The sequence below is a fragment of the Rathayibacter sp. Leaf248 genome, assembly GCF_920939495.1.
Taxonomy (GTDB): domain Bacteria; phylum Actinomycetota; class Actinomycetes; order Actinomycetales; family Microbacteriaceae; genus Rathayibacter; species Rathayibacter caricis.
In genome coordinates this window covers 143,451-168,152 of the sequence record NZ_CAKLAV010000003.1, presented here as the reverse complement: position 1 = coordinate 168,152, position 24,702 = coordinate 143,451, and the positions used below count along the sequence as shown (strand labels likewise).

The following is a 24,702-nucleotide window of genomic DNA, read 5'->3' as shown; positions in this document are numbered from 1 at the left end:
CCCTGAACCCGCGGGTCCGCCGCGCCGGATCGATCAGCCGGCCCCGCAAGTCCGTCGCGCTGACGCTGGTGATGCTGGCGTTCCTCCTCTACGCGCTCGTCCCGCTCCTCTGGCTCGTCATCAACGCGTCCAAGACGCAGGCCGACCTGTTCAGCTCGTTCGGACTCGGCTTCGGCGACAGCTTCGTGCTGGGCGAGAACATCGTCGCGACCTTCGCCTACGACGACGGCATCTTCCTCCGCTGGCTCGGCAACACCCTGCTCTACGTGGTCGTCGGCGCGGGCGGAGCGACCCTGCTCGCCACCCTCGGCGGCTACGGTCTCGCGAAGTTCCGGTTCCCGGGCAAGAAGGCCTATTTCGCGGTCGTGCTGGGCGCGGTCGCCGTGCCGGGCACCGCGCTCGCCGTGCCGACGTTCCTGCTCTTCAGCCAGCTCGGCCTGACGAACACGCCGTGGGCGATCATCCTGCCGTCGCTGATCACGCCGTTCGGGCTGTACCTGGTCTGGGTCTACACGATCGACTCCGTTCCGACCGAGCTGCTCGAGGCCGCCCGGCTGGACGGCGCGACCGAGATGCGCACGTTCTTCACCATCTCGCTCAAGCTGTTGACCCCCGGAGTCGTGACCGTCGCGCTGTTCTCGGTGGTCGCCACCTGGAACAACTACTTCCTGCCCCTGATCATGCTCAGCGACCCGACCTGGTACCCCCTCACGGTGGGCCTGAACCAGTGGAGCTCGCAGGCCAGCGGCGTCTCGGCCGAGCCGATCTACAACCTCGTCATCACCGGCTCCCTGATCACGATCGTCCCGATCGTCGTGATCTTCCTGTTCCTCCAGCGCTTCTGGCAGTCGGGCCTGAGCGCCGGAAGCGTCAAGGGCTGACCCCCCGGTCCGCCCCACGCACCTGCACCACCCCTCCCGCACAGCACTCCCTCCCCACCACGAAGAAGTGAAAGGACCACCATGTTCGAACTCCGCCGAGGCACCCGGAGCCGCGTGCTCGCCGGGCTCGTCGTCGCCGGCATCTCCGCGATGTCCCTCGTCTCCTGCAGCTCCGACTCCGGAACCGGATCCGCCTCCTCCGGGTCGGCCGCCGACCTCGATGCCGCCCTCGAGCGCGGCGGCGAGCTCACCTACTGGACCTGGACGCCCACCGGCGCCGACCAGGCCGCCGCTTTCATGGAGGAGTACCCGAACGTCGAGGTCGAGGTCGTCAACGCCGGCACCGCGACGGACGAGTACACCAAGCTGCAGAACGCGATCAAGGCCGGCTCGGGAGCGCCCGACGTCGCCCAGATCGAGTACTACGCGATGCAGCAGTTCGCCCTGTCGGACGGACTGCTCGACCTCACGCCCTACGGCCTCGCCGACCTCGAGGAGGACTACACCGCGTCGACGTGGAGCGCCGTCAACCTCAACGGCGGCCTCTACGGCCTCCCGCAGGACTCGGGCCCCATGGTGATGCTCTACAACCAGGCGATCTTCGACCAGTACGGCCTCGACGTGCCGACCACCTGGGACGAGTACATCGCCGAGGCGGCGAAGCTCACCGCCGCCGACCCGTCGAAGTTCATCACCAACGACGCCGGCGACCCCGGCTTCGCCGACCCGCTGATCTGGCAGGCCGGCGGACAGCCGTTCACGACCGACGGCACCGACGTCACGATCGACCTGCAGGACGAGGGCTCGAAGAAGTGGGCCGACACGTGGAACCAGCTGCTCGAGCCCGGCCTGCTCTCGCCGATCCCGACCTGGTCGGACGACTGGTTCACGGCGCTGGGCAACGGCACGATCGCGACGCTGATCACCGGAGCCTGGATGCCCGGGATCCTCGAGGGCTCGGTCCCCGACGGGGCCGGCGACTGGCGCGTCGCCCCGCTGCCGAGCTACGACGGCTCGGCCGCCACCGCTGAGAACGGCGGCAGCGCGCAGTCGGTCATCGAGCAGACCGACGACCCGGCCCTCGCCGCGGCGTTCCTGCGCTGGCTGAACAACTCCGACGAGAGCATCGGCGTGTTCCTGGACGGCGGCGGGTTCCCGTCCACCACCGCCCAGCTCAACGACGACGCGTTCCTGAACGCGACCCCCGAGTACTTCGGCGGCCAGGAGATCAACAAGGTCCTCGTCGACGCCTCCGAGAACGTGGTCGAGGGCTTCGAGTACCTGCCCTTCCAGGTCTATGCGAACAGCGTGTTCGCGGACACGGTCGGCCAGGCCTACTCGAACGGCACCGACCTCAACGCGGGTCTCGAGGCCTGGCAGGAGAACCTCGCGACCTACGGCGAGTCGCAGGGCTTCACCATCACCGAGTAGCCGGACCGCTCCGAACGACGACGTCCCCCTCCCCCGAGTTCTCGGGGAGGGGGACGTCGTCGTTCCTTGCGGACGCGCGCGGTCATAGCGGAGGAACGTCAGCGCCGGCCGACGCGAACCGCCCCGCCAGCACGCCGAACGCCGCCACCAACTCCACCGGCCGCGCCCCTTCCACGCCCACGCCGAAGCGCCCGAAGGAGGCGGCGAGCGCCTCCCAGGACCACGATCCGGCCGTGACGCGGCAGCTCCCGTCGCCGAGGTCCTCGACCTCCTCGGCGAACGGCAGCACCGCGGCGGCCGGAGTGCGCAGCACCGCGCTCCCGACGCACGGCCACGCGCCGTCGTCCGAGCCGCGGAACCGCGCCGAGAGGAACACCGCCGGAGTGCCGCCCGGCACCGGTCGGCGCTCGAAGCGCCGCCGCGTCGACTCGGGATCCGAGACGCGGTCGGCGCGGAACGTCCGCCAGTCCTCCCGGTCGAGGTCGAACGCGATCACGTACCAGCGCCCCTGCCGCGCCACCAGGTGGTGCGGCTCCACCCGGCGCCGCCCGTCCGAGCCGGCGCCGGAGTACGCGAACCGGAGCACCTCCGCCGCCCGCACGGCCGCCGACACTGCGACGAGCACCTCGGGCGCGACCGTCGGCCCCGGCACGGGCGCCGTCGTGAACCGCAGCGCGTCCAGCCGCTGCGCCAACCGCGTCGGCAGCACCTGCCGCAGAGTCGCGAGGGCCCGTGCCGACGCCTCCTCGAGCCCGGTCCCGGTCGCCGAGGCCGAGCGCAGCGCCACGGCGAGCGCCAGCGCCTGCTCGTCGTCGAGGAGGAGGGGCGGCAGCTCGGTCCCCGCCTCGAGCCGGTAGCCGCCGTCGGGCCCCTTCGTCCCGCGGATCCGGTAGCCCATCTCCCGCAGCCGGTCGACGTCGCGCCGCACCGTTCGCGGCGTCGTGTCGAGCCGCTCCGCCAGTACCGCGCCGGGCCAGTCCCGCCGCAGCTGCAGGAGCGAGAGCAGCTGGAGCATCCGCGCACTGGGAGAGGGCATGTCCCGATGCTAGATCGAGAAGAGGACAGGATCCGTCCGCATCCCCCGGCACAGTGGGTACCGCCGGGAGGACGTCCCGGCCGATCGGAGGGAATCCCATGAGCATCACCACCACCACGCACCTCAACTTCCGCGGCGAGGCCCGCGCGGCGCTCGAGTTCTACCGCTCGGTCTTCGGGGGCCGGCTCGACGCCGTCACGAACGACCAGGCGCAGCTCACGACCGACCCGGCCGAGGCCGACCAGCTCTCGTGGGGGCAGGTCGTCTCGGAGGCGGGCTTCCGCGTGATGGCCTTCGACGTGCGCTCCGGCACCGCGTACGACCCGGGCACGAACCCGGTGTTCGTCTCGGTCCGCGGCACCGACGCCGACGAGATCACGGGCTACTGGGAGTCCCTCGCCGAGGGCGCCGAGATCGTCGCGCCGCTCGCCCCGTCCGGCTGGTCGCCGCTCTACGGCATGCTCCGCGACCGCTTCGGCGTCACCTGGGTCCTCGACGTCGAGGTCGCCTGGGCGGGCTGACCTACTCGGCTCCGCCCGTCTCGACGCGCGGGGCCGAGGCACGCGATCCGCCCCTGCTGCTCGGTCAGCGCTTCGTCGTCCGACGCGTCGGAGGGAGGAGGGCCCGCGCCGCGGCGCCGCCGCCGAGGAGGAGGATGACCGCATGTGCTCCCCGTGCCGCCGGCCCCCCGCATGACCGCCGCCCCGCGGCCCCTCCTCGTCAGGATGCGCCCGCGCTCCGTCGACGAGCAGCACCGCGCATCGAGCCCGCTCGAACTGCTCGTCGACCTGACGTTCGTCGTCGCGATCGCCCAGATCGTGCAGCAGCTCGCCCACGCGATCGAGGAGGGGCACGCCGGCGAGACGATCCTCCCCTTCGGCATGGTGTTCTTCGCCATCTGGTGGGCGTGGATGAACTTCACCTGGTTCGCCTCCGGCTACGACACCGACGACGTGCCGTACCGGCTGCTGACGCTCGCGCAGATGGCGGGCGTCCTCGTCCTGGCGGCCGGGGTGCCGACGGCGTTCGAGAGCGGCGACTTCACCGCGATCACGATCGGCTACGCGATCATGCGGATGGCGCTGGTCAGTCAGTGGGTCCGCGTCGCCGTGTCCTCGCCGGCGCATCGCCGCTCCGCTCTGCGCAGCGCGATCGGGTTCACCCTCGTGCAGGTCGGCTGGCTCCTGAGGCTCCTGCTGCCGGAGCAGGTGGCGATAGTGAGCTTCGTCGCGCTCGCGGCCCTGGAGCTGTGCGTCCCGCTGTACGCCGCGCGGAAGGGCGAGCCGAGCTGGCATCCGCACCACATCGCGGAGCGGTACGGCCTCTTCACGATCATCCTGCTCGGCGAGGGCGTGCTGGCGGCGGTGGCCGGGATGCAGGAGTCGCTGGCCGAGCGCGGGTTCAGCGCGCCGCTCGCGCTGGTCTCGCTGGTGGCGCTCGTGCTCGTCTTCGCGCTGTGGTGGCTGTCGTACCTCCACCCCTCGGGCGAGCTCCTCGAGGCGCGACGCGGCCTGTCGTACCGCTGGGGCTACGCGCACTACCTCGTCTTCGCGGCGCTGGCGGCACTCGGAGCGGGGCTGGAGTCGGCCGTCGCGGCCACCGCCGGGCACCTCGAAGAGACCGAGCTCGTGCTCGGCGCCGCCGTGGCCGTGCCCGTGGCCGGGTACCTGATCCTGCTGTGGGCGGTCCACCGTCCGCTCGGCGATCGCGAACCGCTGCGGGCCGTCATCGTGCTGCCCGCCGTCGCACTGGTCGTCGCGGCACCGCTGGCCGCGCCGGCGATCGGAGTGGCCGGCACCGTCGCCGTCATCGCCGTCGTCTGCGCGGGGCTCGTGGCCGCCGTCCTGGTGCGCGAGCGGGCGGGCGGCGGGCGGGCGTAGCGGGAAGCGTCCCTCCCGACCTGCGGATACGCTCGACCGCGCGGGCGTCTCTGCGGCGCGGAACGGGAGCGGCATGGCCACGGTGGACTCGGCGGAGCGGCGCGCGCGCCTGATCGGCCTGCTCGAGCGCGACGGTGCCGTGCGGCTCGACGACGCGGCGGCCGAGCTCGACGTCTCGACCATGACCGTGCGGCGCGACCTCGCCGATCTCGAGGCGGAGGGACGGCTCAGCCGGGTCCGCGGAGGAGCGGTTCCGGCGCTGCGCCCGCGCCCGTTCGCCGAGCGCCTGGCCGCCGGAGCCGCCGCGAAGCGCGAGATCGCGAGGAAGGCCGTCGCCCTCGTGCCCGCGAGCGGCGCGATCGCGGTCGACGCCTCCTCCACCGCCGGCACCCTGCTCGGCGCCGCCCCGGAGTCGCCGCAGCTGCTCGTCGCCACGAACTCGCTCGAGAACCACGCCTCGGCCCGCCGTGCCACCCGCGCCCGCGTGGTTCTGATCGGCGGCGAGCTCGAGGAGGAGACCGACAGCTTCGTCGGCCCGCTCGCCTGCTCGAGCGCGGCAGAGCTGCACTACGACCGCTTCTTCACCTCCGCCTCCGCCGTGTCGATCGACGGGACCAGCGAGGTGACGCTGCAGGAGGCGCAGGTGAAGCGCGTCTTCGTCGCGTCGTCGAGCGAGACCGTGCTGCTCGTGGACTCGACGAAGCTTGAGCGCACGGCTCTGGCGCGGGCCCTCGCCTGGGACGCGATCAGCGTGATGGTGACGGAGCTCGACCCCGCGGACCCGCGCCTGGAGCCGTTCCGCGGGCTGGTCGAGCTGCGCTGACCGGAGCGACGCGCGGACTCCCCCCTCCCGCCTGCTGATCGAGTAGGCCGCGGAGCGGCCGTACCGAGATCCCCGTCCGCCGTACTTCTGGCGGGTGCGGGTCTCGATACGCCGCTGCGCGGCTACTCGACCAGCAGAGGGGGGCGCACCGCCGCCGATCGCGCGACCACCGGAGGGCGCCCCTCCCTTGCTGATCGAGTAGGCCGCGGAGCGGCCGTATCGAGATCCACCTCCGCCGGACTTCTGGTGCACGCGGGTCTCGATACGCCGCTGCGCGGCTACTCGACCAGCAAGCGAGGCAGCCGCCCGAGTAGCCCCTCCCTGCTGATCGAGTAGGCCGCGGAGCGGCCGTATCGAGATCCACCTCCGCCGTACTGCCGCCGTCAGCGGCGGGTCGGCGCCGCCGTCGAGTCGCGGACGATGAGCTCGGGGTTCAGCTGGATCCGGTAGATCGACCGGCGCGGGTTCTCGATCCGGTCGACCAGGAGCCGCACCGCCGCCTCTCCCACCTCGGTGCGGGGCGGGCTCACCGCGGTCAGCGCGGGGGTGAACAGGCGCGCCACCTCGTCGTCGTAGGCGATGACCGAGAGATCCCCCGGCACCGAGATGCCGCGGTTGAGCGCGAGGTCGACGAACGCCATCGCCTCGGGGTCGGAGTGGACGAGCAGCGCCGTGACTCCCGTCGCCCGCGCGGTCTCGAGCGTCGCGTTCACGACCTCCGAGAACTCGGGGCTCGAGCGGTCGGGCAGGAGCTGCTCGAAGTGGTCGGCGGGGGTGAGGCCGAGCGACTGGCAGGCGCGCAGCCAGCCCGCCGTGATCTTGCGCGAGGTGGGCGAGGAGCGCGACAGCACGAGCCCCACCTTCCGGTGCCCGAGCTCGGCGAGGTGGCGCGCGGCGAGTACGGCGCCGAGCGCGTGGTCGGTCGTGACCGTCTCGAGCTGCAGATCGCCCTCGGGCTCGAGCGTCACGTCGCGCTCGACCAGCACCACCGGCACCGAGCAGTCGCTGAGCCAGCGGATGACCTCGCCCGAGTGCTCCGTGTCGGTGTTCGGCGCGACGATCAGCCCGCGCACGTCCCCTGACTTCAGGAGGCGCTCGAGGACGGGGCGCTCGTCCTGCAGCTCGTAGGAGGCTCCGCGCAGGATCACCTCGTAGCCCAGGCGCTCCCCCGCCTTCTCCATCCCGCGCAGCACGCCGGGCCAGTAGTAGGCGAGCGACGGGACCAGCACGGCGATCGAGCCGAGCGCCGCGCTGTCGCCGCGGGGCGGGCGCGGGGTCTCGGCCGAGGAGGCGAGCGCGACGGCACCGCCGTGCACCCGGCTGAGCAGGCCCTCCCGCTCCATGTCGACGAGGTCGCGGCGGAGCGTCACGGTGGCCACTCCGAGCGCCTCCGTGAGCTGCGAGATCCGCACCGCTCCCTCCGAGGCGAGGGTCGTCAGGATGTGCGCGCGCCGCTCCGCGGCGAGAGGTCGTGGCAGCGTCTGATCGCTCATGTCCGGTCTCCGATCGATGTGTCCATTTGTAGCGGTAACCGGAGGAGCCCCGTCGCGTAGGCGGTAACGAGAGGGCTCACTCGATCGGTAATGATCATTTAACAGCACCGGGCGTCTTGCTGTGTCGCTTTTCGCTGTGTACGCTTCTGATTTGTTCGGCCCGCTGGTGGGCGAGCCGGCATCGATTCGAAGGAGAACGAGGTGGACCCTCAGGGCGACTGGTCGCGGGACCGCTGGGTCGGCTTCGCCGACTCCCTCCTCTCCTCCGCCATGGAGTACGCGTCCGACGGCCACGGCCGGATCCTCCTCCCGGGCGCCGAGGGCGGCTACGGCCGCGCGGTCGACGGGCTCGAGGGCTTCGCCCGCACCTTCCTCCTCGCCGGGTTCCGCATCGCGGGCGAGCGGGGCGTCGGCGTCGACCACCTGATCGACTTCTACTCCCGCGGCATCGCGACCGGCGTCGACCCCGACGCCGCCGACCGCTGGGTCCGCCTCGAGGAGCACGCGCAGGCGAAGGTCGAGGCCGCCTCGATCGCCCTCGTCCTCGACCTCACCCGCCCCTGGATCTGGGACCGCCTCGACGCCCTCACGCAGCAGCGCGTCATCGCCTACCTCGAGCCAGTCGTGGGCGACGACACCTACCCGCAGACCAACTGGGTCTGGTTCCGGATCGTCGTCCAGACCTTCCTCCGCTCGGTCGGCGGTGCGTGGTCGGCCGAGGACATCGCCGCCGACCTGGCCCGGCACGACTCCTTCGTGTGCGAGGACGGCTGGATGGCCGACGGCGTGGAGCGCGCGTTCGACCACTACGTGGGCTGGGCGCTGCACGTGTACCCCGTGCTGTGGTCGCGGATGCAGGGCGCGGCGGAGCTCGCCGCCGGGCGCCGGGCGCACGACACCGCGCAGCTCGACCGCTACCTCTCGGACGCGCTCGCCCTGACCGGCGGCGACGGCTCGCCGCTGCTGCAGGGCCGCAGCCTGATCTACCGCTTCGCCGCCGCGGCCCCGTTCTGGGTCGGCGTGCTGGCCGAGGTGCCCTCGCACTCGCCCGGCGCCCTCCGCCGCGCGGCGAGCGCCGTCGTCTCGCACTTCGCCGACCACGGAGCTCCGGACGAGCGGGGCGTGCTCACGATGGGCTGGCACCACGAGTGGCGCACGCTCGCCCAGTCGTACTCGGGCCCCGGATCGCCGTACTGGGCGGTCAAGGGGATGCTCGGCATCGCCCTGCCGGCCGACCACCCCGTGTGGTCCGCCCCCGCCGAGCCGCTGCCGATCGAGCGCTCCGACGAGCTGCTGAGCATCGCCTCCCCCGGCTGGATCGTCTCGGGGACCCGCGACGACGGCATCGTCCGCGTGATCAACCACGGCACCGACAAGGCGCTGGTCGGCACCGTCTCGGCGGACTCTCCGCTGTACGCCCGCCTGGGCTACTCGACGGCCGCGGCGCCGCTGCTCGACGAGCGCGGCTGGAGCGAGCCGCTCGAGCAGAGCGTCGCCCTCGTGGACGCGACCGGCGCCGGCACGGCCCGCACCGGCATGACCTGCACGGGGACCGCGATCGACGGCTCCGTCGGCCGCGCCGGATCGACGTGGGACGCGCACTGGATCCGGGCGGCGGCCTCCTCGCACCGGCACGGCGAGGGCCTGTCCGGCAGCGCCCGCCTCGCCGGGCACCTCGTCGTCGACTCGCTCGTGCGCGGCCCCTGGGAGCTGCGGGTCGTGCGCGTCGAATCGCTCGCCGACGACGTCCGACCCGAGGATCTGCGCCTGCGGATCGGCGGCTGGGCGACGGCCGGTGACGACGTGGCGACCGCGGCGGACGACTCCGGAGCCACGGCGGCCTCGGCCGGCCGGACCAGCGCGATCACCCTGCTGTCGGGCGGCGACGTCGACCCCGACGTCGTCGAGCGCGACGGCGCCTCCCCGCTCGGCCCCCGCGTCGCGGTGCCGGTGCTGAGCGTCCCCGTCGTCGCCGGCGAGCTCGTCGTCGCCCTGATCACCCTCACGGGTGCGGACGCGCCGCTCGCCGCCGCCGTCCGGGTCGCCCGCGAGGGCGACCACCTGCACGTGTCCGCGACCTGGCCCGACGGCCTGGTCACCGAGCACGTCCTCACAGACTCCGGAGGCGCCGCACGGCCGCTCCGGTACCCGCGGACCCGAGGTGGGGTCCTGCACGCCGATGCAAAGGAGCAGCACGCATGAAGAGAAGATTCGCCGTCACGGGGGTGGCCCTCGCCGCCGCCCTGTCCCTCACCGCCTGCTCGGGAGGAGGAGGCGGTGACGCCGCCGCCCCCGCCGACGGTCCCGTCACCCTGTCGCTCTCGGGCTGGAGCCTGAGCACGACGCCCGAGTTCCAGGCGCTGGCCGACGCGTTCAGCGAGAAGGACCCCGACGTCACGATCGAGGTCAAGGAGTACGACGCCACCAACTACGACACGCTGATGACCGCGGACCTCGCGGCCGGCAGCGGGCCCGACATCATCACGCAGAAGAACGTGAAGAACGTCGTGACCTACCAGTCGGGCGGCCAGCTGATGGACGTCTCGGACGTCGAGATCCCCGACTCCATCGGCGGAGCGGAGGCCTACGAGGTCGACGACAAGCAGTGGGCGACCCCCTACCGCCAGGACTCGTGGGTCCTCTTCTACAACAAGGACCTGTTCGACCAGGCCGGCGTCGCGTACCCCGACGGCTCCTGGACCTGGGACGACTACGAGTCGAACGCCGAGTCGCTGAAGACCGCGCTCTCGGCCGCCGGCAGCACCGCGAACGGCACCTACGGCCACAGCTGGCAGTCGACCGTCCAGGGCTTCGCCGCCGCGCAGACCCCCGACGTCGACATCCTCGGCGGCGACTACAGCTACCTCGAGCCGTACTACGAGCGCGTCCTCGCGCTGCAGGACGCCGGCGCGCAGGTCGACTACAACACCGTCGTCGCCAACAAGCTCACCTACCAGGCCGAGTTCGGCAAGCAGAACGCCGCGATGATGCCGATGGGCACCTGGTTCGTCGCGTCGCTGATCGCCCAGCAGAAGTCGGGCGACTCCGACACCTTCAACTGGGGCATCGCGCCGATCCCGCAGTTCGACGAGTCGACGACCGGCGAGGGCGACACCCCGGTGACGTTCGGCGACCCGACCGGCTTCGGCATCAACGCGAACATCGACGACTCCAAGGCGGCCGCCGCCAAGGAGTTCCTCGAGTTCGCCGCGAGCGAGGAGGGCGCGGAGGTCGTCGCGTCGCTCGGCATCACGCCGGCGCTGACCAGCGACGCCGTGGCCGAGGCATACTTCGCCGTCGAGGGCGCGCCCACCGACGAGCTGTCGAAGACCGCCTGGTCCGAGCACGACACCAAGCCGGAGAACCCCACCTCGGCCAAGACCGCGGCCGTGCAGAACATCCTGCTCGACCTGCACACCTCGGTCCTCTCGGGCTCCGCGAGCATCGAGGACGCCGTGAAGTCGGCGGACGACCGCGTGAAGAACGAAGTCGGCACCGACTGACTCCCCGCGGTGGCCGGCCGACCCCGGCCGGCCACCGCCTCCGCTCGACCCCGGCACAGCCTCAGCCCCAGCCCCGCCCAGACCTTGGAGGTCTCATGACGACCCTCGCCGCCGCCGACGCCGGCACGTCGACACCGCCGCCGAAACGGCGCCGCTCCGCATACGCGGTGAGGAACACCCTCATCGGGTACACCTTCATCCTCCCGAACTTCCTCGGCTTCGCGGCGCTCACGCTCGTGCCGGTGATCACGCTCTTCTACATGTCGCTCACCGACTGGAACGTGTTCGGGCAGGCGAACTGGGTCGGGCTCGCGAACTTCCAGCGCCTGCTCGGCGACGGCAGCTTCCGCATCGCGCTGACCAACACGCTCTACTACGCCGCGCTGCACATCCCGCTGACGCTGATCGTCTCGCTCGGGCTCGCGCTGCTGCTCAACAACAAGCTCCGCGGCGTCGCGTTCTTCCGCACCGCCGCGTTCTTCCCCTACATCACGTCGATCGTCGCGATCGCGGTCGTGTGGAACCTGCTCTTCAGCCCCGAGTACGGACCGATCAACGAGATCCTCCGCGCGGTCGGCTTCTCGAGCCCGCCCGGGTGGCTGACGTCGTCGGAGTGGGCGATGCCCGCCGTCGTCATCATCAGCACCTGGCGCGACATGGGCTACTACATGATCCTGTTCCTCGCCGGCCTCCAGACGGTGCCGCGCGAGCTCCACGAGGCCGCCCGCGTCGACGGTGCGTCCGTCTGGCAGCGCTTCGTCAACGTGACGATCCCGTGCCTGCGGCCGACCACGTTCTTCGTCACCGTGATGCTGACCATCAACTCGTTCAAGATCTTCGATCTGATCCTGGTGATGACCCAGGGCGGGCCCGGCCAGGCCACCCTCGTGCTCTCGCAGTTCATCTACCAGAAGGGCTTCCAGGAGAACCAGTTCGGCTACGCGTCGGCGGTCTCGGTGGTCCTCTTCCTCCTCTGCATCGTCGTCACGCTCGTGCAGTTCTTCCTCAACAGAAGGAGTGAGTCCCGATGACCGGACTGCTGATCCCCGAGGGCGCTCCCGTCCTGCCGCGCGTCGACGAGCCGCTCGCGCCCCGCCGGAAGACCGCCGGCCGCTCCACCCTGTCGCGCGTGGGCCGCCTGCTCGGCTACGCCGTGATGATCCTCGCCGCGGCCGCGCTGCTGCTGCCGTTCTTCTGGATGATCATGAGCTCGCTCAAGACGCCGAACGACGTCTTCTCGGTGCCCGTGAAGTGGGTGCCCGACACCTGGGTCTGGAACAACTACGTCGACATCTGGGCGCAGTCCGGGATGCTCACGTGGATCCGGAACACGCTGATCCTGGCGGTCGTCGTGACCGTGCTGCAGGTGCTCACCGGCTCGTTCGCGGCCTACGGCTTCTCGCGGATGCGGTTCCCGGGTCGCGACGTGCTGTTCCTGATCTACATCGGCACCATCGCGGTGCCGTGGCAGTCGTACATGATCCCGCAGTTCATCCTGCTGTCGAACCTGAAGGTGTCGAACACCCTCTGGGCGATCATCCTCATCCAGGCGTTCGGCGCGTTCGGCGTGTTCCTGATGAAGCAGTTCTACGAGACGATCCCCGAGGAGCTCTCGGAGGCCGCGCGCCTGGACGGGCTGAGCGAGTACGGCATCTGGGCGCGGATCATGGTGCCCCTGTCGATCCCCGCGATCGCGAGCCTCACGCTGCTCACCTTCGTCGCCACCTGGAACGACTACCTCGGACCGCTGATCTACCTCCGCAACCCCGACCTCTGGACGATCCAGCTCGGACTGCAGAGCTTCGTCAGCACCCTGTACGACGCCAACTACGCGCTGCTGTTCGCGGGCCTGGTCATCTCGGTGATCCCCATCGCCGTGGTCTTCCTGCTCGGTCAGAAGTACTTCGTCGAGGGCATCGCGACCAGCGGATTGAAGGGCTGACATGCGCCGCATCCCGCACGGCCTCTACGCCTCGCTCTTCGGCGTCGTCCACCTGATCCTCACGACCAACGTGCTGCTCGTGATCGGCTGCCTGCCGCTCGTGCTGCTGCTGATCACCACCGACCCCGCGCGGTCGTGGCCGCTGCTCGCGGCGGCCCTGCCGCTGTGCGCGCCGGCCGTCCGCGGAGCCTTCGCGGTCTTCGGCGAGCACGGCCGGGGCGGGACCCGCGTCGTCCGCACCTTCTGGGCCGCCTGGCGGCAGGGCTGGGGTCGCACCCTGGCCCTCGCGGCGGGGGCCACCGCGGTCGCCGCGATCGCGCTGGTCGACGTGCGGTTCCTCTCGACGTCGCAGATCGGAGTGGTCGTCGTGCCGCTCCTCCTGATCGTCGTGCTGCTCGTCGTCGGCACCGCCCCGGTCGTGCTGGTCGCGCTGATCGAGGCCCCCGGAGCCGCGCTGCCGCGCACCCTGCGGATCTCGCTGATCCTCGCCACCCGCCGCTGGCACCTGACCCTCGTGTCGCTGCTGGTCCTCGCGTTCCAGGCGTACCTCTTCACCCTCTCGCCGGCCCTCGCCCTCGGCGTCTCGGCGGCGCCCGCCCTGTACCTCGTCTGGGCCGACGCGCGCTACACCCTCCTGCCCGCCCTCCCCGCCGACCAGCCGGTCGCCGCGTGAGCCACGACGAAGGACAGACCGTCATGACCACCACCCACCCGTCCTCCGCGAGGACGACGACGGAGCGGGCCCTGGCCGATGCGCTCGAGGTCGTGCGCCGCATGATCGAGCGGTTCGGCAGCGCCTATCCGGACGACACCACCACCGACGGCCGGTACGAGCTGCGCCCGGCGGCGGCCGGATTCGCGGCGGGAGCCAACCGCGGCTGGACCACCAGCTTCTGGCCCGGCATGCAGTGGATCGCGTGGGAGCTCACCGGCGAGGAGGTGTTCCGCGGCGCGGCCGCCGGCCACCTCGAGGACTTCGCCCGGCGCCTGAACGAGGGCGAGGACCTCGACACCCACGACCTCGGCTTCCTCTACACGCTCTCGGCCGTCGCGCCGTGGCGCCTGCTCGAGGACCCGCTGGGCCGCTCGACCGCCCTGGCCGCCGCCGACGTGCTGATGACGCGGTTCCTCGAGAACGCGGGCATCGTGCAGGCCTGGGGCGACCTCCGCGACCCCGCGCAGCGCGGACGGACCATCATCGACTCCCTCATGAACATGCCGCTGCTCACCTGGGCGGCCGAGCAGACGGGCGATGCTCACAAGGCCGAGGCCGTGCGGCGCCACGTCGAGGCGCTGCGCACGCACATCCTCCGCCCGGACCACTCGACCTTCCACACCTTCTACTGGGACGCCGAGACCGGGGAGCCGCTGCACGGCGGCACCGAGCAGGGCGCCTTCGACGACTCCTGCTGGGCCCGCGGACAGGCCTGGGGGATCTACGGCTTCGCGATGAACCACCGCGTCTCGGGCGACCCGGCCGTGCTGGAGGCGTCGCGCGCGTGCGCCGACTACTTCCTCGCGCACCTCCCGGCCGACCTCGTGCCCTACTGGGACCTCGTCTACACCGACGGGAGCGACGCCCCGCGCGACAGCTCCGCGGCGGCGATCGCGGTCTGCGGGCTCTTCGAGCTGGCCTCCGTGGAGAGCGACGAGGAGCGCGCCGAGCACTGGCGCCGGTCGGCGCACGAGCTGCTCGCCGCCCTGATCGAGCACTGCGCCCCCGCGACCCCCGAGTCGGCCGACACGGTCCTGCTGCACAGCGTCTACGACCTGCCGAAGGACGTGGGCGTCGACGAGGGCACCCTCTGGGGCGACTACTTCTACCTGGAGGCGCTCGTGCGCGCCTCGCGACCGGACTGGCGGCCCTACTGGTGAGACTCCTCCGCTACTCCTCGCCCGACGGCGACCGCACCGGCGTCGTCGTCGACGGCGACCGCGTGCTCGACCTGGGCGCGCTGCCCGTGAGCGGCCTGCTCGCGGACGACGCGCTCCTCGCCGACGCCCGCGAGCGCGCCGGGACCGCGTCCGGCGACGACCTCCCGCGACTCGACTCCCTGCGCCTGCTGCCGCCGGTCGTGCCGGGCAAGATCCTCTGCATCGGCTACAACTACCGCGGCCACGTGCCCAGCGGAGGAGAGGACCGGCCGGTCCCGACGACTCCCGACGTCTTCGTGAAGACGCCGAACACGCTCTCGGCGCCCGGCGACCCCGTGACCCTGCCTGCCACCGCCTCCGACGTCGACTACGAGGGCGAGATCGCCCTCGTGATCGGCCGCGCGGGCCGCGACATCCCGCTCGAGGAGGCCGCCGCGCACATCGGCGGCTACTCGTTGATGAACGACGTCTCGGAGCGCACCTGGCAGGGCCGCTCGAGCCAGTGGACCCTCGGCAAGTGCTCCGACGGCTTCGCTCCGCTGGGCCCCTGGCTCGTCACTCCCGACGACGTGCCCGACCCGCAGGACCTGCGCGTCGAGGTCGAGCGGGAGGGGCGGATCACCGTCTCGCAGAGCACCGCCGACCTCGTCTTCACGATGGCGGCGCTCGTACACCACCTCAGCGAGGGCCTCACCCTCGAGCCCGGCGACGTGATCTCGACCGGCAGCCCGCAGAAGCTGCCCGACGCGCTCGCCGCGCACCGGCCGCTGGCCGACGGCGACTCCGTCACCGTGCGCGTCGACGGCCTCGGCTCGCTCACGACCCTCTTCCGAAAGGCAGGACGATGATCCTCGACAGCTTCCGACTCGACGGCCGCGTCGCCGTCGTCACCGGCACCAGCAAAGGCATCGGCCGCGGAGCCGCCCTGGCCCTCGCCGAGGCCGGAGCCGACATCGCCCTGATCGACCGCGGCGACGCCTCCGGTACCGCCGAGGCGATCAGGGCGCTCGGCCGCCGCGTCGTGCTGATCCGCCGCGACTTCGCCGCGGCGAGCGCCGACGAGCTGCACTCGGCGATCGACGAGGCCGTCGACGGGCTCGGGCGGATCGACGTGCTCGTCAACAACGCCGGCACCATCAAGCGCGCCCCGGCCGCCGAGCACAGCGCCACCGACTGGGACGAGGTGCTCCGCGTGAACCTCGACTCGGTGTTCCACCTCACGCAGGCGGCCGGCCGCCGGATGATCGCGCAGGGCTCCGGACGGATCATCAGCGTCGCGTCGATGCTGTCGTTCCAGGGCGGCATCACCGTGCCCGGGTACACCGCCTCCAAGCACGCCGTGGCCGGACTCACGAAGGCGTTCGCCAACGAGTGGGCCGCCTCCGGAGTCACCGTGAACGCGATCGCGCCCGGCTACCTCGCCACCGACAACACCGCGGCCCTGCGCGCCGACGCCGCGCGCGACGCTGCGATCCTCGCCCGCATCCCCGCCGGACGGTGGGGACTGCCCGCCGACCTGCAGGGCGCCTTCGTCTTCCTCGCCTCCGACGCGTCGGCCTACGTCACCGGGACCGTGCTCCCCGTCGACGGCGGCTGGCTCGTGCGATGACCCCTCCCACCCGCGACACAGGAGCCTCCGACATGGACCAGCGCTACGCCACCAACCCCTCGCAGATCCCCGGGATGACCACCGAGGACCTCCGCTCGCACTTCCTCGTGCCCGAGATCTTCGTCGAGGGCGAGATCCGCCTCGTCTACACGCACCACGACCGCATCGTGCTGGGCGGGGCGATGCCCGCCGGGAAGCGCCTCGAGCTGACCGGCTACGAGGAGATCCGCAGCGAGACCTTCCTCGAGCACCGCGAGCTGGGCGTCATCAACGTCGGCGGGACCGGCACCGTGACCGCCGACGGCGAGACCTACACCCTCGTCAGCGGCGCCTGCCTGTACCTGGGCCGCGGGATCGAGAAGGTGGCGTTCGAGGACGCCGACGGAGCCGCGCAGTTCTACCTGTTCTCGGCCCCCGCGCACACGGCCTACCCGTCGGTGCTCGTGTCGCCCGGCGAGGGCACCGTGCGCGAGCTCGGCGAGCAGGCCACGAGCAACCGCCGCACGCTCAACCAGTACATCCACGAGAACGGCGTGCGCAGCTGCCAGATCGTCATGGGCGTCACGACGCTGCACGAGGGCTCGATGTGGAACACGATGCCCGCGCACACCCACGACCGCCGCACCGAGTGCTACCTCTACTTCGACCTGCCCGAGGAGGCCCGCGTCATCCACCTCCTCGGCGAGCGCCAGGAGACGCGCCACCTCGTGGTCGCCGACCGCCAGGCGATCATCTCGCCGAGCTGGTCGCTGCACTCCGGAGTGGGCACCGCGGCGTACTCGTTCGTCTGGGCGATGGCCGGCGAGAACCAGGCCTTCGACGACATGGATCCGGCGCCGGTCGCCGACCTGGCGTGAGATCGTCGGGAGCGGCCGTCCCGCGCGGCGTGCTGCTGGCCATGGGCGAGACCATGGCCGTGGTCGTGCCGACGGACGGCTCGGTGGCGCAGGCGGGCGCGTTCCTCGTCGACGCCGGCGGCGCGGAGTCGAACGTGCTCGCGCACGCGGCGGCCCTCGGGGTGCCGGCCCGCTGGCACAGCCGTCTCGGAGCGGATGCGCTCGGCGAGCGCGTGCTGCGCCAGCTGTCCGCGCGCGGCATCGACGTCTCCTCCGTGGTCGCCGATCCGGAGCACCCGACCGGGCTGTACGTGAAGGACCCGGGGCGGGGCGTCGTCTACTACCGCTCCGGCTCGGCGGCCTCCCGCCTCGACGAGGCGGACGCCGACGCGGCGCCGTTCGACGGGGTCGCGCTGCTGCACCTGTCGGGCATCACCGCCGCGCTCTCGGAGCCGGCCGACCGGTTCCTCCGCCGCGCCGCCCTGCGCGCCCGCGAGCTCGGGATCCCCGTGAGCGTGGACGTGAACCACCGCGCGGCCCTGTGGAGCGCCGAGGACGCGGCTCCCGCGCTCGCCGAGCTCGCCCGCCTCGCCGACGTCGTCTTCGTCGGCCGCGACGAGGCCGAGACCCTCTGGGGCACGCCGACCGCGGACGACGTCCGCGCGCTGCTCCCCGGCGTCGCGGAGCTCGTGGTGAAGGACGGCCACATCGGAGCGACCGTGTTCTCGGGCTCCGAGACGGTCTTCGAGCCGTCGCACGAGGTCGAGGTGCTCGATGCCGTCGGCGCGGGCGACGCCTTCGCCGGCGGCTACCTCGTGGCCCGGATGCTCGGCGCCGACCTCGGCGAGCGCCTGCGCAGCGGGCACGACCGCGCCGCACTCACCCTCGCCCTGTCGGGCGACTCCGTCGACGAGAGGACCGCACGATGACCACCGCGACCGCACCCGCCACCGAGTGGGCCAGGACGTTCGACACCGTCTTCGCGGGAGCACCGCTGATGGCGATCCTCCGCGGGATGGGCGTGGAGCGCTCGATCGCGCTCGCGACGACCGCGTGGGACCTCGGGATCGACTCCGTCGAGGTGCCGCTGCAGACCGCGGAGGACGAGATCGCCCTGCGCGAGGTGGCCCGACTGGGCGCGGAGCGCGGCAAGACCGTCGGCGCGGGCACGATCCTGCGCGCCGAGCAGGTCCCGGTGGCGCTCGCGGCGGGGGCCGGCTACCTGGTCTCGCCGGGGCTCGACCCGCTGATCGTGGCCGCGGCCGAGGCGGAGGGACTGCCGCTGCTCCCCGGAGTGGCCACGCCGTCGGAGGTGCAGCAGGCGGTCTCGCTCGGGCTCACCTGGGTGAAGGCGTTCCCCGCCACCTGGCTCGGCTCCGGCTGGTTCAAGCACATCCGCGGCCCGTTCCCGAGCGTGCGCTTCGTCGCGACCGGCGGCCTCGACGCCCGCAACCTGCAGGAGTACCTCGACGCGGGCGTCCGCGTCGCCGCCGTCGGCTCCGCCCTCGAGGACCCGGCCCAGCTCGACCTCATGGGCGCCCTCCTCGCCCGCACCGCCTAGCCCCTCCCCCGCGAGGGAACCCCGGACGATCGAGGTTCCCTGACGCCCGGCGCAGCCCGCGCCTGCCGGTCGCGCAGCCCCGCAGGGGCGTATCCCTCACCGACGACCCGCCTCCCGGTGAACGCGGATCTCGATACGGCCGCTCCGCGGCCTACTCGATCAGCAAGGGGAGCGCCGCCCGCCCCGCTGCTGCTGCTGCCCCGCCCCCGCTGTTGGTCGAGCAGCCGCGGAGCGGCGTATCGAGGCCCACCACCGCCGAACCGCCTCCCGGTGAACGCGGATCTCGATACGGCCGCTCCGCGGCCTACTCGATCAGCAAGCTGGAGCGCCGCCCGCCCTGCTGCTGCTGCTGCTGGTCGAGCAGCCGCGGAGCGGCGTATCGAGGCCCACCACCGCCGAACCGCCTCCCGGTCAACGCGGATCTCGATACGGCCGCTCCGCGGCCTACTCGATCAGCAAGGGGAGCGCCGCCCGCCCTGCTGCTGCCCCTGCCCCTCCTGCTGGTCGAGTAGCCCCGCAGGGGCGTATCGAGACCCACCACCGCCGAAGGGGCGCCCCGAGGCCCACCGCCGGCGAACGGCGCGGGTCCCGGGACGCCCCCCTCAGGGCCGTCCGGTCAGCAGCGGAAGGCGGGGTAGTCGATCGACTGCTGCTTCGTGACGGGCTCACCGTCGACGGTCGCGGAGACCGCGACTCCGACCGTGCCCGCCGCGGTACTCGCCGAGCGCGTCGTCAGTGCCGCCACCGCGCTCTTCCCCGGAGCGACGGCCGTGAACGACTTGGCACCGAACGCGGTGGTCATCGCGACGTCCACCGGCACGGCGGCCGTGTTCGTCGCCGTGACCGTCAGCACGACCTTGCCCGCGACGCACCGGTTCTGGACCTTTAGGCCCAGGTCCGGCAGCGGCGACGGGACCGACGCGACCGCGACCCACGAGACGACGGGCTTCTCGCTCCCCGCCCCCTCGTTCGTGATCCGGTACTCCACGGTGCCCGCCTGCGCGAGCGTGAAGGTCAGGTCTCCGGAGAGTCGGGGCGTGGTGGCCGAGAGCGGCACGTTGCCCTTCGCCAGCTCCTGACCGCCGACCACGACCGTGTGGTTGAGCGTGCGGTTCAGCCCCCACCACTCCGTGAACCCGCCCGTGAGCGTGTAGGTCCCGGCCTCGAGCGGCAGTCGGTACACCTGCAGCGTCGTGTCCTGGTACAGCCCGGTCGAGTACTTGTCGTTCACGTCCGTGCCCGCCTTCACGCGCGTCCCGTCGGCCACGTATCCCCACTGGTCGGCGGCGGTCGAGGCCCGGTCCGACACGGCGTTGCGGAGGTTCGGAACCGACCCGCTCACCGCGGTGTACTGCGGCGAGGAGGTCGCCGCGGTGCCGGAGTCGATCCAGTACACGAGCGAGTCGGGCACGATCTCGAACTTCGCGACGACGATGCCGCCGCCCGCGGTGGTGCCGCGGGCCGTCAGCGCCTCGTAGGGGGTGCGGGTCGCGGCGACGGAGTCGGCGCTCCAGGTCACCGGAGTCGCCGCACCGTCGAGGACGACCGTCGCGGGCAGGGCCGCCGTGGTGCTGAGCGCCCCCTGGAACCCGACGTCGCGGGGCACACTGCGCACGGTCACCAGGGCGAGGCGCGCGTTGTAGCCCGAGGTGCCGTCCGTGCCCAGAGCCACGTCCACCACTCCGGGGGCCGTCAGCGTCACCTGCTGCGAGATCGGCGTCGCCGCTCCCGTCGAGACCGCGGTGACCCGCTTGGAGGTGCCGCCGGCGGTGACCGTCGATGCGAGGTTCGTCGTGAGCCCGGGCCGGGGAGCCTGGACCGTCGTGACCTCGTACGTGCCCGCGGGCAGGGTCAGGTGGTAGACGACCGGCCGGTTGAAGTCGGCCGGGATGTAGGACGAGCCCCAGTCGGCGGCGGTGCCCCCGGCGACGGCTCCGGTGGAGGTCGTCGAGTAGCCCCAGGTGCTGCCGGCGGTCGTGCCGTCCCACTTCTGGTCGGCCGCGCCGTTCAGGACGCCCGGCTGGGCCGCCTTCACCGCGGAGTACGCGGAGGGGGTGCCCGTGCCGGTGGCGCCGGAGTCGATGAAGTAGCGCAGGTCGGCCGGAGTGACGAGCAGCGCCAGGGTGACGCGCTGGTAGACGCCGGTCGAGGCGACCTTCTCGGTGGTGCGTCCGGTGACGGTGGCCGTTCCGAGCTCGGCCGCGGTGGCGAGCGCCTGCGCGGCGCTCGCGTCCCAGGTGATCGCCCGCTCGGCTCCGTCGACGACCAGCGTCGCCGGCAGCCCCTCGGCCTTGGTGCGGGACGCGAGACCGAGGTCGCGGACGTCGCTGCTGACCCCCTCCGGAACGAGCCGGGCGGCGGAGTCGGCGAGACGGGTGACCTGCGCGGCCGCTCCCTCCGCGTCGAGGCCGACGACGGCGGGTCCGGCGACGGCCGCGCGGGCCGTCTCGCGGATGCTCGCGAACGGCGCCCACGTCTGCGGGGTCCACTCCGACTGCACGAAACCGTCGGCGGTGGCGAGCGCCGCCCGCAGTGCGGCGGTGTCGACGGCAGCGGAGTCGGTGCCGGCCGGCACGATGCCGACGGCGTCGACGTTCAGCACCGCGTCGTTCGCCGTGCGGAGGGTCACCGTGTGCTCCCCCGCGGGCAGGCCGCGGAGGGTGAAGGTCGTGCGCTCGCTGCCGGCCGCCCAGGTCGGCGCGTTCGCGACCACCTGCACGCCGTCGACGATCGCGTCCAGTCGGGCCGAGCCGTCGTTGGAGCCGAGCACGTCGATGCCCGTTCCCGTGAAGGTGTAGGTCAGCGACGCTCCCCGGCCCGTGCTCTTGGACGCGGTGCGCTGCCACTCGAACATGCCCTGGCCGTTCACGTGGGTCCACTTCGAGTCGAAGCGCAGCACCGGGGTCGAGACGTCGGCCCAGCTGGTCTGGTGCATGCCGTCGATCACGGTCGTGTAGTACGGCGTGAATCCGGGGACGCGCTCGATCCGCAGGTCGTCGAACTGCGTGAAGGTGAACGCGGAGCCGAGCTGCACGCGTCCGGCCGCCTGCGGTGCCGCATCCGTGTACGACGTGATCTGCACGCCGTTGAGGTACGCGGTGTACACGCTGCCGGCCACCTGGACGGCGAGGGTGTTCCAGACACCGGTGCCCGACTTGAAGGCCGTGGCCGGAGTGTCGGAGGCCCTGCCCGAGGCGACGGCGGTGCCGTAGCGCAGCAGGCTCCAGGTGCCGGTCGCGTCGACCTTCAGCTCGGCCGCCGAGACGTTCGAGCCGTTGGCCGTGCCGCCCTGCTCGCGGGCGCCGAGGGTCGCGTAAGGCGTCCCTCCGGCCTCGAACAGCACGTCGACGGAGGCGCGGTAGTTCGCCCAGCGGTAGTCGCCGATGGTGGTCTTGGGGTCGCCCTGGTTCCAGGCGCTGCCGTTCATGCCGGTGCCGATCTGCTGGCGCAGCACGCGGTCGCGAGCCGGGTCGCCGGTGGCCACCGACTCGAACGCGCCGTTGGTGTCGTTCGTGTAGCGCGGGATCGCTCCGTCGTCCTCGGGCTGCACGGCCGGCGTGCCCGCGGGCTTCGTCTTCGCGCCGCGGCTGCCGAGGAAGCTCTCGTCGGACGGCGACAGCGCACCGGTGGCGGGGTCGTAGTCCTGGATCGCGGGCGCTCCGGAGTAGTCGAAGTCGTCGGCGTAGAGGGTCGCGTCGGTGGTGACGCCGTTCACGGCTCCGGTCGCGTCGGTGTCGAGGACGTCGCGGCCGCCGCCGGGAGCGGTGTACTCCGGCGCGGTCGGGAGCTGCGATCCGTAGCCGTCGCGCGCGGTCAGCGACCCGTCAACCGCCGCCGCGGCGTGGTCGAGCGTCGTCGCGGTCGCGGTCGACCACGGCTTCACGGTCACCGTGTAGGTGCCGCCCGCGTCGGCCGCGAGCTCCTGCACGGGGACGACGTAGTTGGCGTCGTAGGCCTCGCCGGCGTCCGCCGCGCGGGTCTCCCAGACCTCCATCGTCGCGTCGGTCCCGAGCTGAAGACCGCTCGCGGTGATCGAGTAGGTCTTCGGGAACGGGCTGTCGTTGACCATCACGGTCGAGAAGTCCGACGCGTCGGGAGCGGCGAGCGTCGTGTACGAGGATGCTCCGGTCGAGGCGCCGCTGGGCGGGTTGCCACCGCCGAGGGCGCTGCCGGAGGCCTGCGGGATCCCGCGCCAGATGCCGGCGGTGTTGTCCTCGTTCTCCCAGCCGAGCTCGGCGAACTGCGTGTACTGCTCGACGGCCGCGAGTCCGCCGTCGTAGTAGAGCCAGCCCGACCACGGGTCGCGGGCGCTGACGAGCTCCTTCGAGGAGTACTGGAAGCCGTCGTAGAACGAGCCGATGGCGGGCTGGAAGATGTTGAGCGTCCGCAGCGACTTGGCGAAGCCCGAGGTGACCCAGTTGCTCATCTCGAGCGGGCCGTTCCCCCCGCCCATGCCGGTGCCGGTGCCGCCCTGGCCGTCGGCGTTGGTGTTGTTGGGGCGGTCGGCCGAGTTCGAGAACGTGGCCTGGCCCTCCGAGTTCCAGATCTCCTTGTCGTACGTCTGCGCGAACTTCTTCAGGTTCCCGTTGGCGTCGTCGGCGGTGGAGTAGTGGAACCCGACGACGTCGACCGCGTCGCGGAGGGAGGAGTCGGTCGTGGAGTTGAGCGCGTCGCCGAACGAGGTCGGCGGGGTGCCGACGGTGTCGGCCGCGACGGTCCTGATCGCGCGGTAGAGGTCCTTCTCGGTCTCGGAGGCGAATCCGCTGTTCGGGTCGCCGGCGCTGGCGCTCACGTAGCCCGTGGTGTCGCCTCGCAGCCAGCCCGAGAACGTCTTGTAGAGGTTCAGGTTGGGGTTCGTGGTCTCGTTCGTGTCCGGGTTGATCGAATCGACCATGACCCCGTACTCGCGGTACGCGGCGAGGACCGAGTTCTTGAACCAGACGTACTGGTCCGCGTCGCTCGTCACCCACGTGGGGCGGCTCCAGCGGAGCAGGCTGACGTGAACGTCGCCCTCCGCGACCTTCTGCGCGTCGGCGGCGAGCTGGAAGCCGGGCTCGCGGAGCACGTTCGGGTACTCGTCGCGCGAGCGCATCGTGGAGGGGTTGGGCCCGGTCGAGGTGTTGCGGTCGTTGCCCATCTCGATCTTGACCGTGGTCATGATCGGATGCGCTCCGCCGAACAGCGTCTCGAGCAGCTCCCAGTACTTCTCGGGCTGCTGCGACTTGTAGTCCAGCAGCAGCGCGCTGGTCGAGTTCGCCGAGAGAATCCCGAAGCCCTTGAAGGTCAGGGCGTTGCGGCTCTGAGCGGCGGCCGCGACGTCGGCACCGGTGACCGAGACGGCCTGGACGGTGGGAGCCGCCTCGGCCGACGGAGCGGGGACGACGGCGGTGCCGAGGAGCGCGCCGAGCGCTCCGAGCGCGAGCAGTCGACGTCCACCCCCTCGGTGTCGGCGCGACGCGCGGGCGTCGCGGCCGGGTGAACGGTCCGGGCGGGGGAGGATCGACATCTCGGGGCCTCGTCTTTGAGTAGGAGAATGGTTCTGATCACTTCTGGCGTGTAGTGCGCACGTAGCGACAGCGATGTCGCGAAGTGATCCACAGCGAACCTACCGAGGGGGCGGCGCGGAGGCAATGGATCCGCGGAATCCGAAGGGCTGTCGGGCGGGAGCGCACCCGATGTCCGACCTCGTTTCGATCACAATCGATCATCACCGGAAGGATCGGAGGCGGCCAACTCTCGTGTCGAGAGCCGTCGACCGCTGTTCGCGATCCCGTCATTGACCGCACCCTCGCACCCTGTTAGCTTCTGTAACACTTAACAAGTTCGTTCAAT

General features: G+C 71.9%; 19 protein-coding genes. 16 read left to right on the top strand and 3 right to left on the bottom strand.

The window, feature by feature from the left end; genetic code table 11:
• Positions 1 to 71: 71 nt before the first annotated feature.
• Both LRG51_RS18855 and LRG51_RS18850 read left to right on the top strand, forming a co-directional pair.
• Positions 72 to 881 (top strand): carbohydrate ABC transporter permease, encoded by an 810-nt coding sequence (locus LRG51_RS18855; protein WP_094742671.1) that lies wholly within the window; start codon positions 72 to 74, stop codon positions 879 to 881.
• 81 nt (positions 882 to 962) lie between these two features.
• Positions 963 to 2,312, top strand: coding sequence for an ABC transporter substrate-binding protein (locus LRG51_RS18850; RefSeq protein ID WP_230674189.1), 1,350 nt, complete (start codon positions 963 to 965; stop codon positions 2,310 to 2,312).
• Between the two features lie 82 nt (positions 2,313 to 2,394).
• Here the strand turns inward: LRG51_RS18850 and LRG51_RS18845 are convergent, their stop codons facing one another.
• Positions 2,395 to 3,348, bottom strand: coding sequence for a helix-turn-helix transcriptional regulator (locus LRG51_RS18845; protein ID WP_230674188.1), 954 nt, complete (start codon positions 3,346 to 3,348; stop codon positions 2,395 to 2,397).
• A 98-nt stretch (positions 3,349 to 3,446) separates the two neighbouring features.
• Between LRG51_RS18845 and LRG51_RS18840 the strand changes: the two genes are divergently transcribed.
• The 3 genes from LRG51_RS18840 to LRG51_RS18830 all read left to right on the top strand — a co-directional run bounded on the left by LRG51_RS18840 (position 3,447) and on the right by LRG51_RS18830 (position 6,051).
• The gene (locus tag LRG51_RS18840) at positions 3,447 to 3,869 is read left to right on the top strand and encodes a VOC family protein (protein ID WP_055789524.1); all 423 of its coding nucleotides are present in this window, start codon (positions 3,447 to 3,449) and stop codon (positions 3,867 to 3,869) included.
• A 171-nt stretch (positions 3,870 to 4,040) separates the two neighbouring features.
• The gene (locus tag LRG51_RS18835; protein ID WP_230674187.1) at positions 4,041 to 5,228 is read left to right on the top strand and encodes a low temperature requirement protein A; all 1,188 of its coding nucleotides are present in this window, start codon (positions 4,041 to 4,043) and stop codon (positions 5,226 to 5,228) included.
• A gap of 73 nt (positions 5,229 to 5,301) precedes the next feature.
• Positions 5,302 to 6,051 (top strand): DeoR/GlpR family DNA-binding transcription regulator, encoded by a 750-nt coding sequence (locus LRG51_RS18830; protein ID WP_230674186.1) that lies wholly within the window; start codon positions 5,302 to 5,304, stop codon positions 6,049 to 6,051.
• A gap of 383 nt (positions 6,052 to 6,434) precedes the next feature.
• On the opposite strand, the gene LRG51_RS18825 is transcribed toward LRG51_RS18830, so the two are convergent.
• Positions 6,435 to 7,544 carry a substrate-binding domain-containing protein gene (locus LRG51_RS18825; protein WP_230674185.1) on the bottom strand — a complete coding sequence of 370 codons (1,110 nt, stop codon included), beginning with the start codon at positions 7,542 to 7,544 and terminating at the stop codon, positions 6,435 to 6,437.
• 201 nt (positions 7,545 to 7,745) lie between these two features.
• Between LRG51_RS18825 and LRG51_RS18820 the strand changes: the two genes are divergently transcribed.
• The 11 genes from LRG51_RS18820 (at position 7,746) to LRG51_RS18770 (ending at position 18,870) form a co-directional block, all read left to right on the top strand.
• A complete protein-coding gene (locus LRG51_RS18820; protein WP_230674184.1) occupies positions 7,746 to 9,746 on the top strand; it encodes a DUF2264 domain-containing protein in 2,001 nt (666 codons plus the stop codon).
• On the top strand, positions 9,743 to 11,047 hold the full coding sequence (locus LRG51_RS18815; RefSeq protein WP_055789512.1) for an extracellular solute-binding protein: 1,305 nt from the start codon (positions 9,743 to 9,745) through the stop codon (positions 11,045 to 11,047). The genes LRG51_RS18820 and LRG51_RS18815 overlap by 4 nt, the downstream gene beginning before the upstream one ends.
• 95 nt (positions 11,048 to 11,142) lie before the next feature.
• On the top strand, positions 11,143 to 12,078 hold the full coding sequence (locus tag LRG51_RS18810; RefSeq protein WP_055789508.1) for a carbohydrate ABC transporter permease: 936 nt from the start codon (positions 11,143 to 11,145) through the stop codon (positions 12,076 to 12,078).
• A complete protein-coding gene (locus LRG51_RS18805) occupies positions 12,075 to 12,989 on the top strand; it encodes a carbohydrate ABC transporter permease (protein WP_055789503.1) in 915 nt (304 codons plus the stop codon). Before LRG51_RS18810 ends, LRG51_RS18805 begins: the two co-directional genes overlap by 4 nt.
• A 1-nt stretch (position 12,990) precedes the next feature.
• Positions 12,991 to 13,662, top strand: a complete 672-nt coding sequence (locus tag LRG51_RS18800; RefSeq protein ID WP_107573665.1) for a DUF624 domain-containing protein — start codon at positions 12,991 to 12,993, stop codon at positions 13,660 to 13,662.
• Positions 13,663 to 13,685: 23 nt separating this feature from the next.
• Positions 13,686 to 14,864 carry a glycoside hydrolase family 88 protein gene (locus tag LRG51_RS18795; RefSeq protein ID WP_230674183.1) on the top strand — a complete coding sequence of 393 codons (1,179 nt, stop codon included), beginning with the start codon at positions 13,686 to 13,688 and terminating at the stop codon, positions 14,862 to 14,864.
• Positions 14,861 to 15,712: a fumarylacetoacetate hydrolase family protein gene (locus LRG51_RS18790; protein ID WP_107573667.1), complete on the top strand. Its 852-nt coding sequence runs from the start codon at positions 14,861 to 14,863 to the stop codon at positions 15,710 to 15,712. Before LRG51_RS18795 ends, LRG51_RS18790 begins: the two co-directional genes overlap by 4 nt.
• Entirely contained in the window at positions 15,709 to 16,473 is a 765-nt protein-coding gene (kduD, locus tag LRG51_RS18785) for a 2-dehydro-3-deoxy-D-gluconate 5-dehydrogenase KduD (RefSeq protein ID WP_230674182.1), read from the top strand. Before LRG51_RS18790 ends, kduD begins: the two co-directional genes overlap by 4 nt.
• Positions 16,470 to 17,330, top strand: a complete 861-nt coding sequence (gene kduI, locus LRG51_RS18780) for a 5-dehydro-4-deoxy-D-glucuronate isomerase (protein WP_230674181.1) — start codon at positions 16,470 to 16,472, stop codon at positions 17,328 to 17,330. Before kduD ends, kduI begins: the two co-directional genes overlap by 4 nt.
• Positions 17,327 to 18,238, top strand: a complete 912-nt coding sequence (locus tag LRG51_RS18775) for a sugar kinase (protein ID WP_230674180.1) — start codon at positions 17,327 to 17,329, stop codon at positions 18,236 to 18,238. The genes kduI and LRG51_RS18775 overlap by 4 nt, the downstream gene beginning before the upstream one ends.
• Positions 18,235 to 18,870, top strand: coding sequence for a bifunctional 4-hydroxy-2-oxoglutarate aldolase/2-dehydro-3-deoxy-phosphogluconate aldolase (locus LRG51_RS18770; RefSeq protein WP_230674179.1), 636 nt, complete (start codon positions 18,235 to 18,237; stop codon positions 18,868 to 18,870). Before LRG51_RS18775 ends, LRG51_RS18770 begins: the two co-directional genes overlap by 4 nt.
• Before the next feature lie 616 nt (positions 18,871 to 19,486).
• Here LRG51_RS18770 and LRG51_RS18765 read toward each other — a convergent pair.
• Positions 19,487 to 24,376, bottom strand: coding sequence for a hypothetical protein (locus tag LRG51_RS18765; RefSeq protein ID WP_230674178.1), 4,890 nt, complete (start codon positions 24,374 to 24,376; stop codon positions 19,487 to 19,489).
• Positions 24,377 to 24,702: the final 326 nt, after the last annotated feature.

Bases quoted from the DNA above. Each gene is read 5' to 3' on its own strand.
- LRG51_RS18835 (WP_230674187.1), top strand. From the start codon at position 4,041: ATGACCGCCGCCCCGCGGCCCCTCCTCGTCAGGATGCGCCCGCGCTCC.
- LRG51_RS18810 (WP_055789508.1), top strand. From the start codon at position 11,143: ATGACGACCCTCGCCGCCGCCGACGCCGGCACGTCGACACCGCCGCCG.
- LRG51_RS18795 (WP_230674183.1), top strand. From the start codon at position 13,686: ATGACCACCACCCACCCGTCCTCCGCGAGGACGACGACGGAGCGGGCC.
- LRG51_RS18815 (WP_055789512.1), top strand. From the start codon at position 9,743: ATGAAGAGAAGATTCGCCGTCACGGGGGTGGCCCTCGCCGCCGCCCTG.
- LRG51_RS18800 (WP_107573665.1), top strand. From the start codon at position 12,991: ATGCGCCGCATCCCGCACGGCCTCTACGCCTCGCTCTTCGGCGTCGTC.
- kduD (WP_230674182.1), top strand. From the start codon at position 15,709: ATGATCCTCGACAGCTTCCGACTCGACGGCCGCGTCGCCGTCGTCACC.
- LRG51_RS18845 (WP_230674188.1), bottom strand. From the start codon at position 3,348: ATGCCCTCTCCCAGTGCGCGGATGCTCCAGCTGCTCTCGCTCCTGCAG.
- LRG51_RS18855 (WP_094742671.1), top strand. From the start codon at position 72: ATGCTGGCGTTCCTCCTCTACGCGCTCGTCCCGCTCCTCTGGCTCGTC.
- kduI (WP_230674181.1), top strand. From the start codon at position 16,470: ATGACCCCTCCCACCCGCGACACAGGAGCCTCCGACATGGACCAGCGC.
- LRG51_RS18840 (WP_055789524.1), top strand. From the start codon at position 3,447: ATGAGCATCACCACCACCACGCACCTCAACTTCCGCGGCGAGGCCCGC.
- LRG51_RS18805 (WP_055789503.1), top strand. From the start codon at position 12,075: ATGACCGGACTGCTGATCCCCGAGGGCGCTCCCGTCCTGCCGCGCGTC.
- LRG51_RS18850 (WP_230674189.1), top strand. From the start codon at position 963: ATGTTCGAACTCCGCCGAGGCACCCGGAGCCGCGTGCTCGCCGGGCTC.
- LRG51_RS18765 (WP_230674178.1), bottom strand. From the start codon at position 24,376: ATGTCGATCCTCCCCCGCCCGGACCGTTCACCCGGCCGCGACGCCCGC.
- LRG51_RS18825 (WP_230674185.1), bottom strand. From the start codon at position 7,544: ATGAGCGATCAGACGCTGCCACGACCTCTCGCCGCGGAGCGGCGCGCG.
- LRG51_RS18770 (WP_230674179.1), top strand. From the start codon at position 18,235: ATGACCACCGCGACCGCACCCGCCACCGAGTGGGCCAGGACGTTCGAC.
- LRG51_RS18830 (WP_230674186.1), top strand. From the start codon at position 5,302: ATGGCCACGGTGGACTCGGCGGAGCGGCGCGCGCGCCTGATCGGCCTG.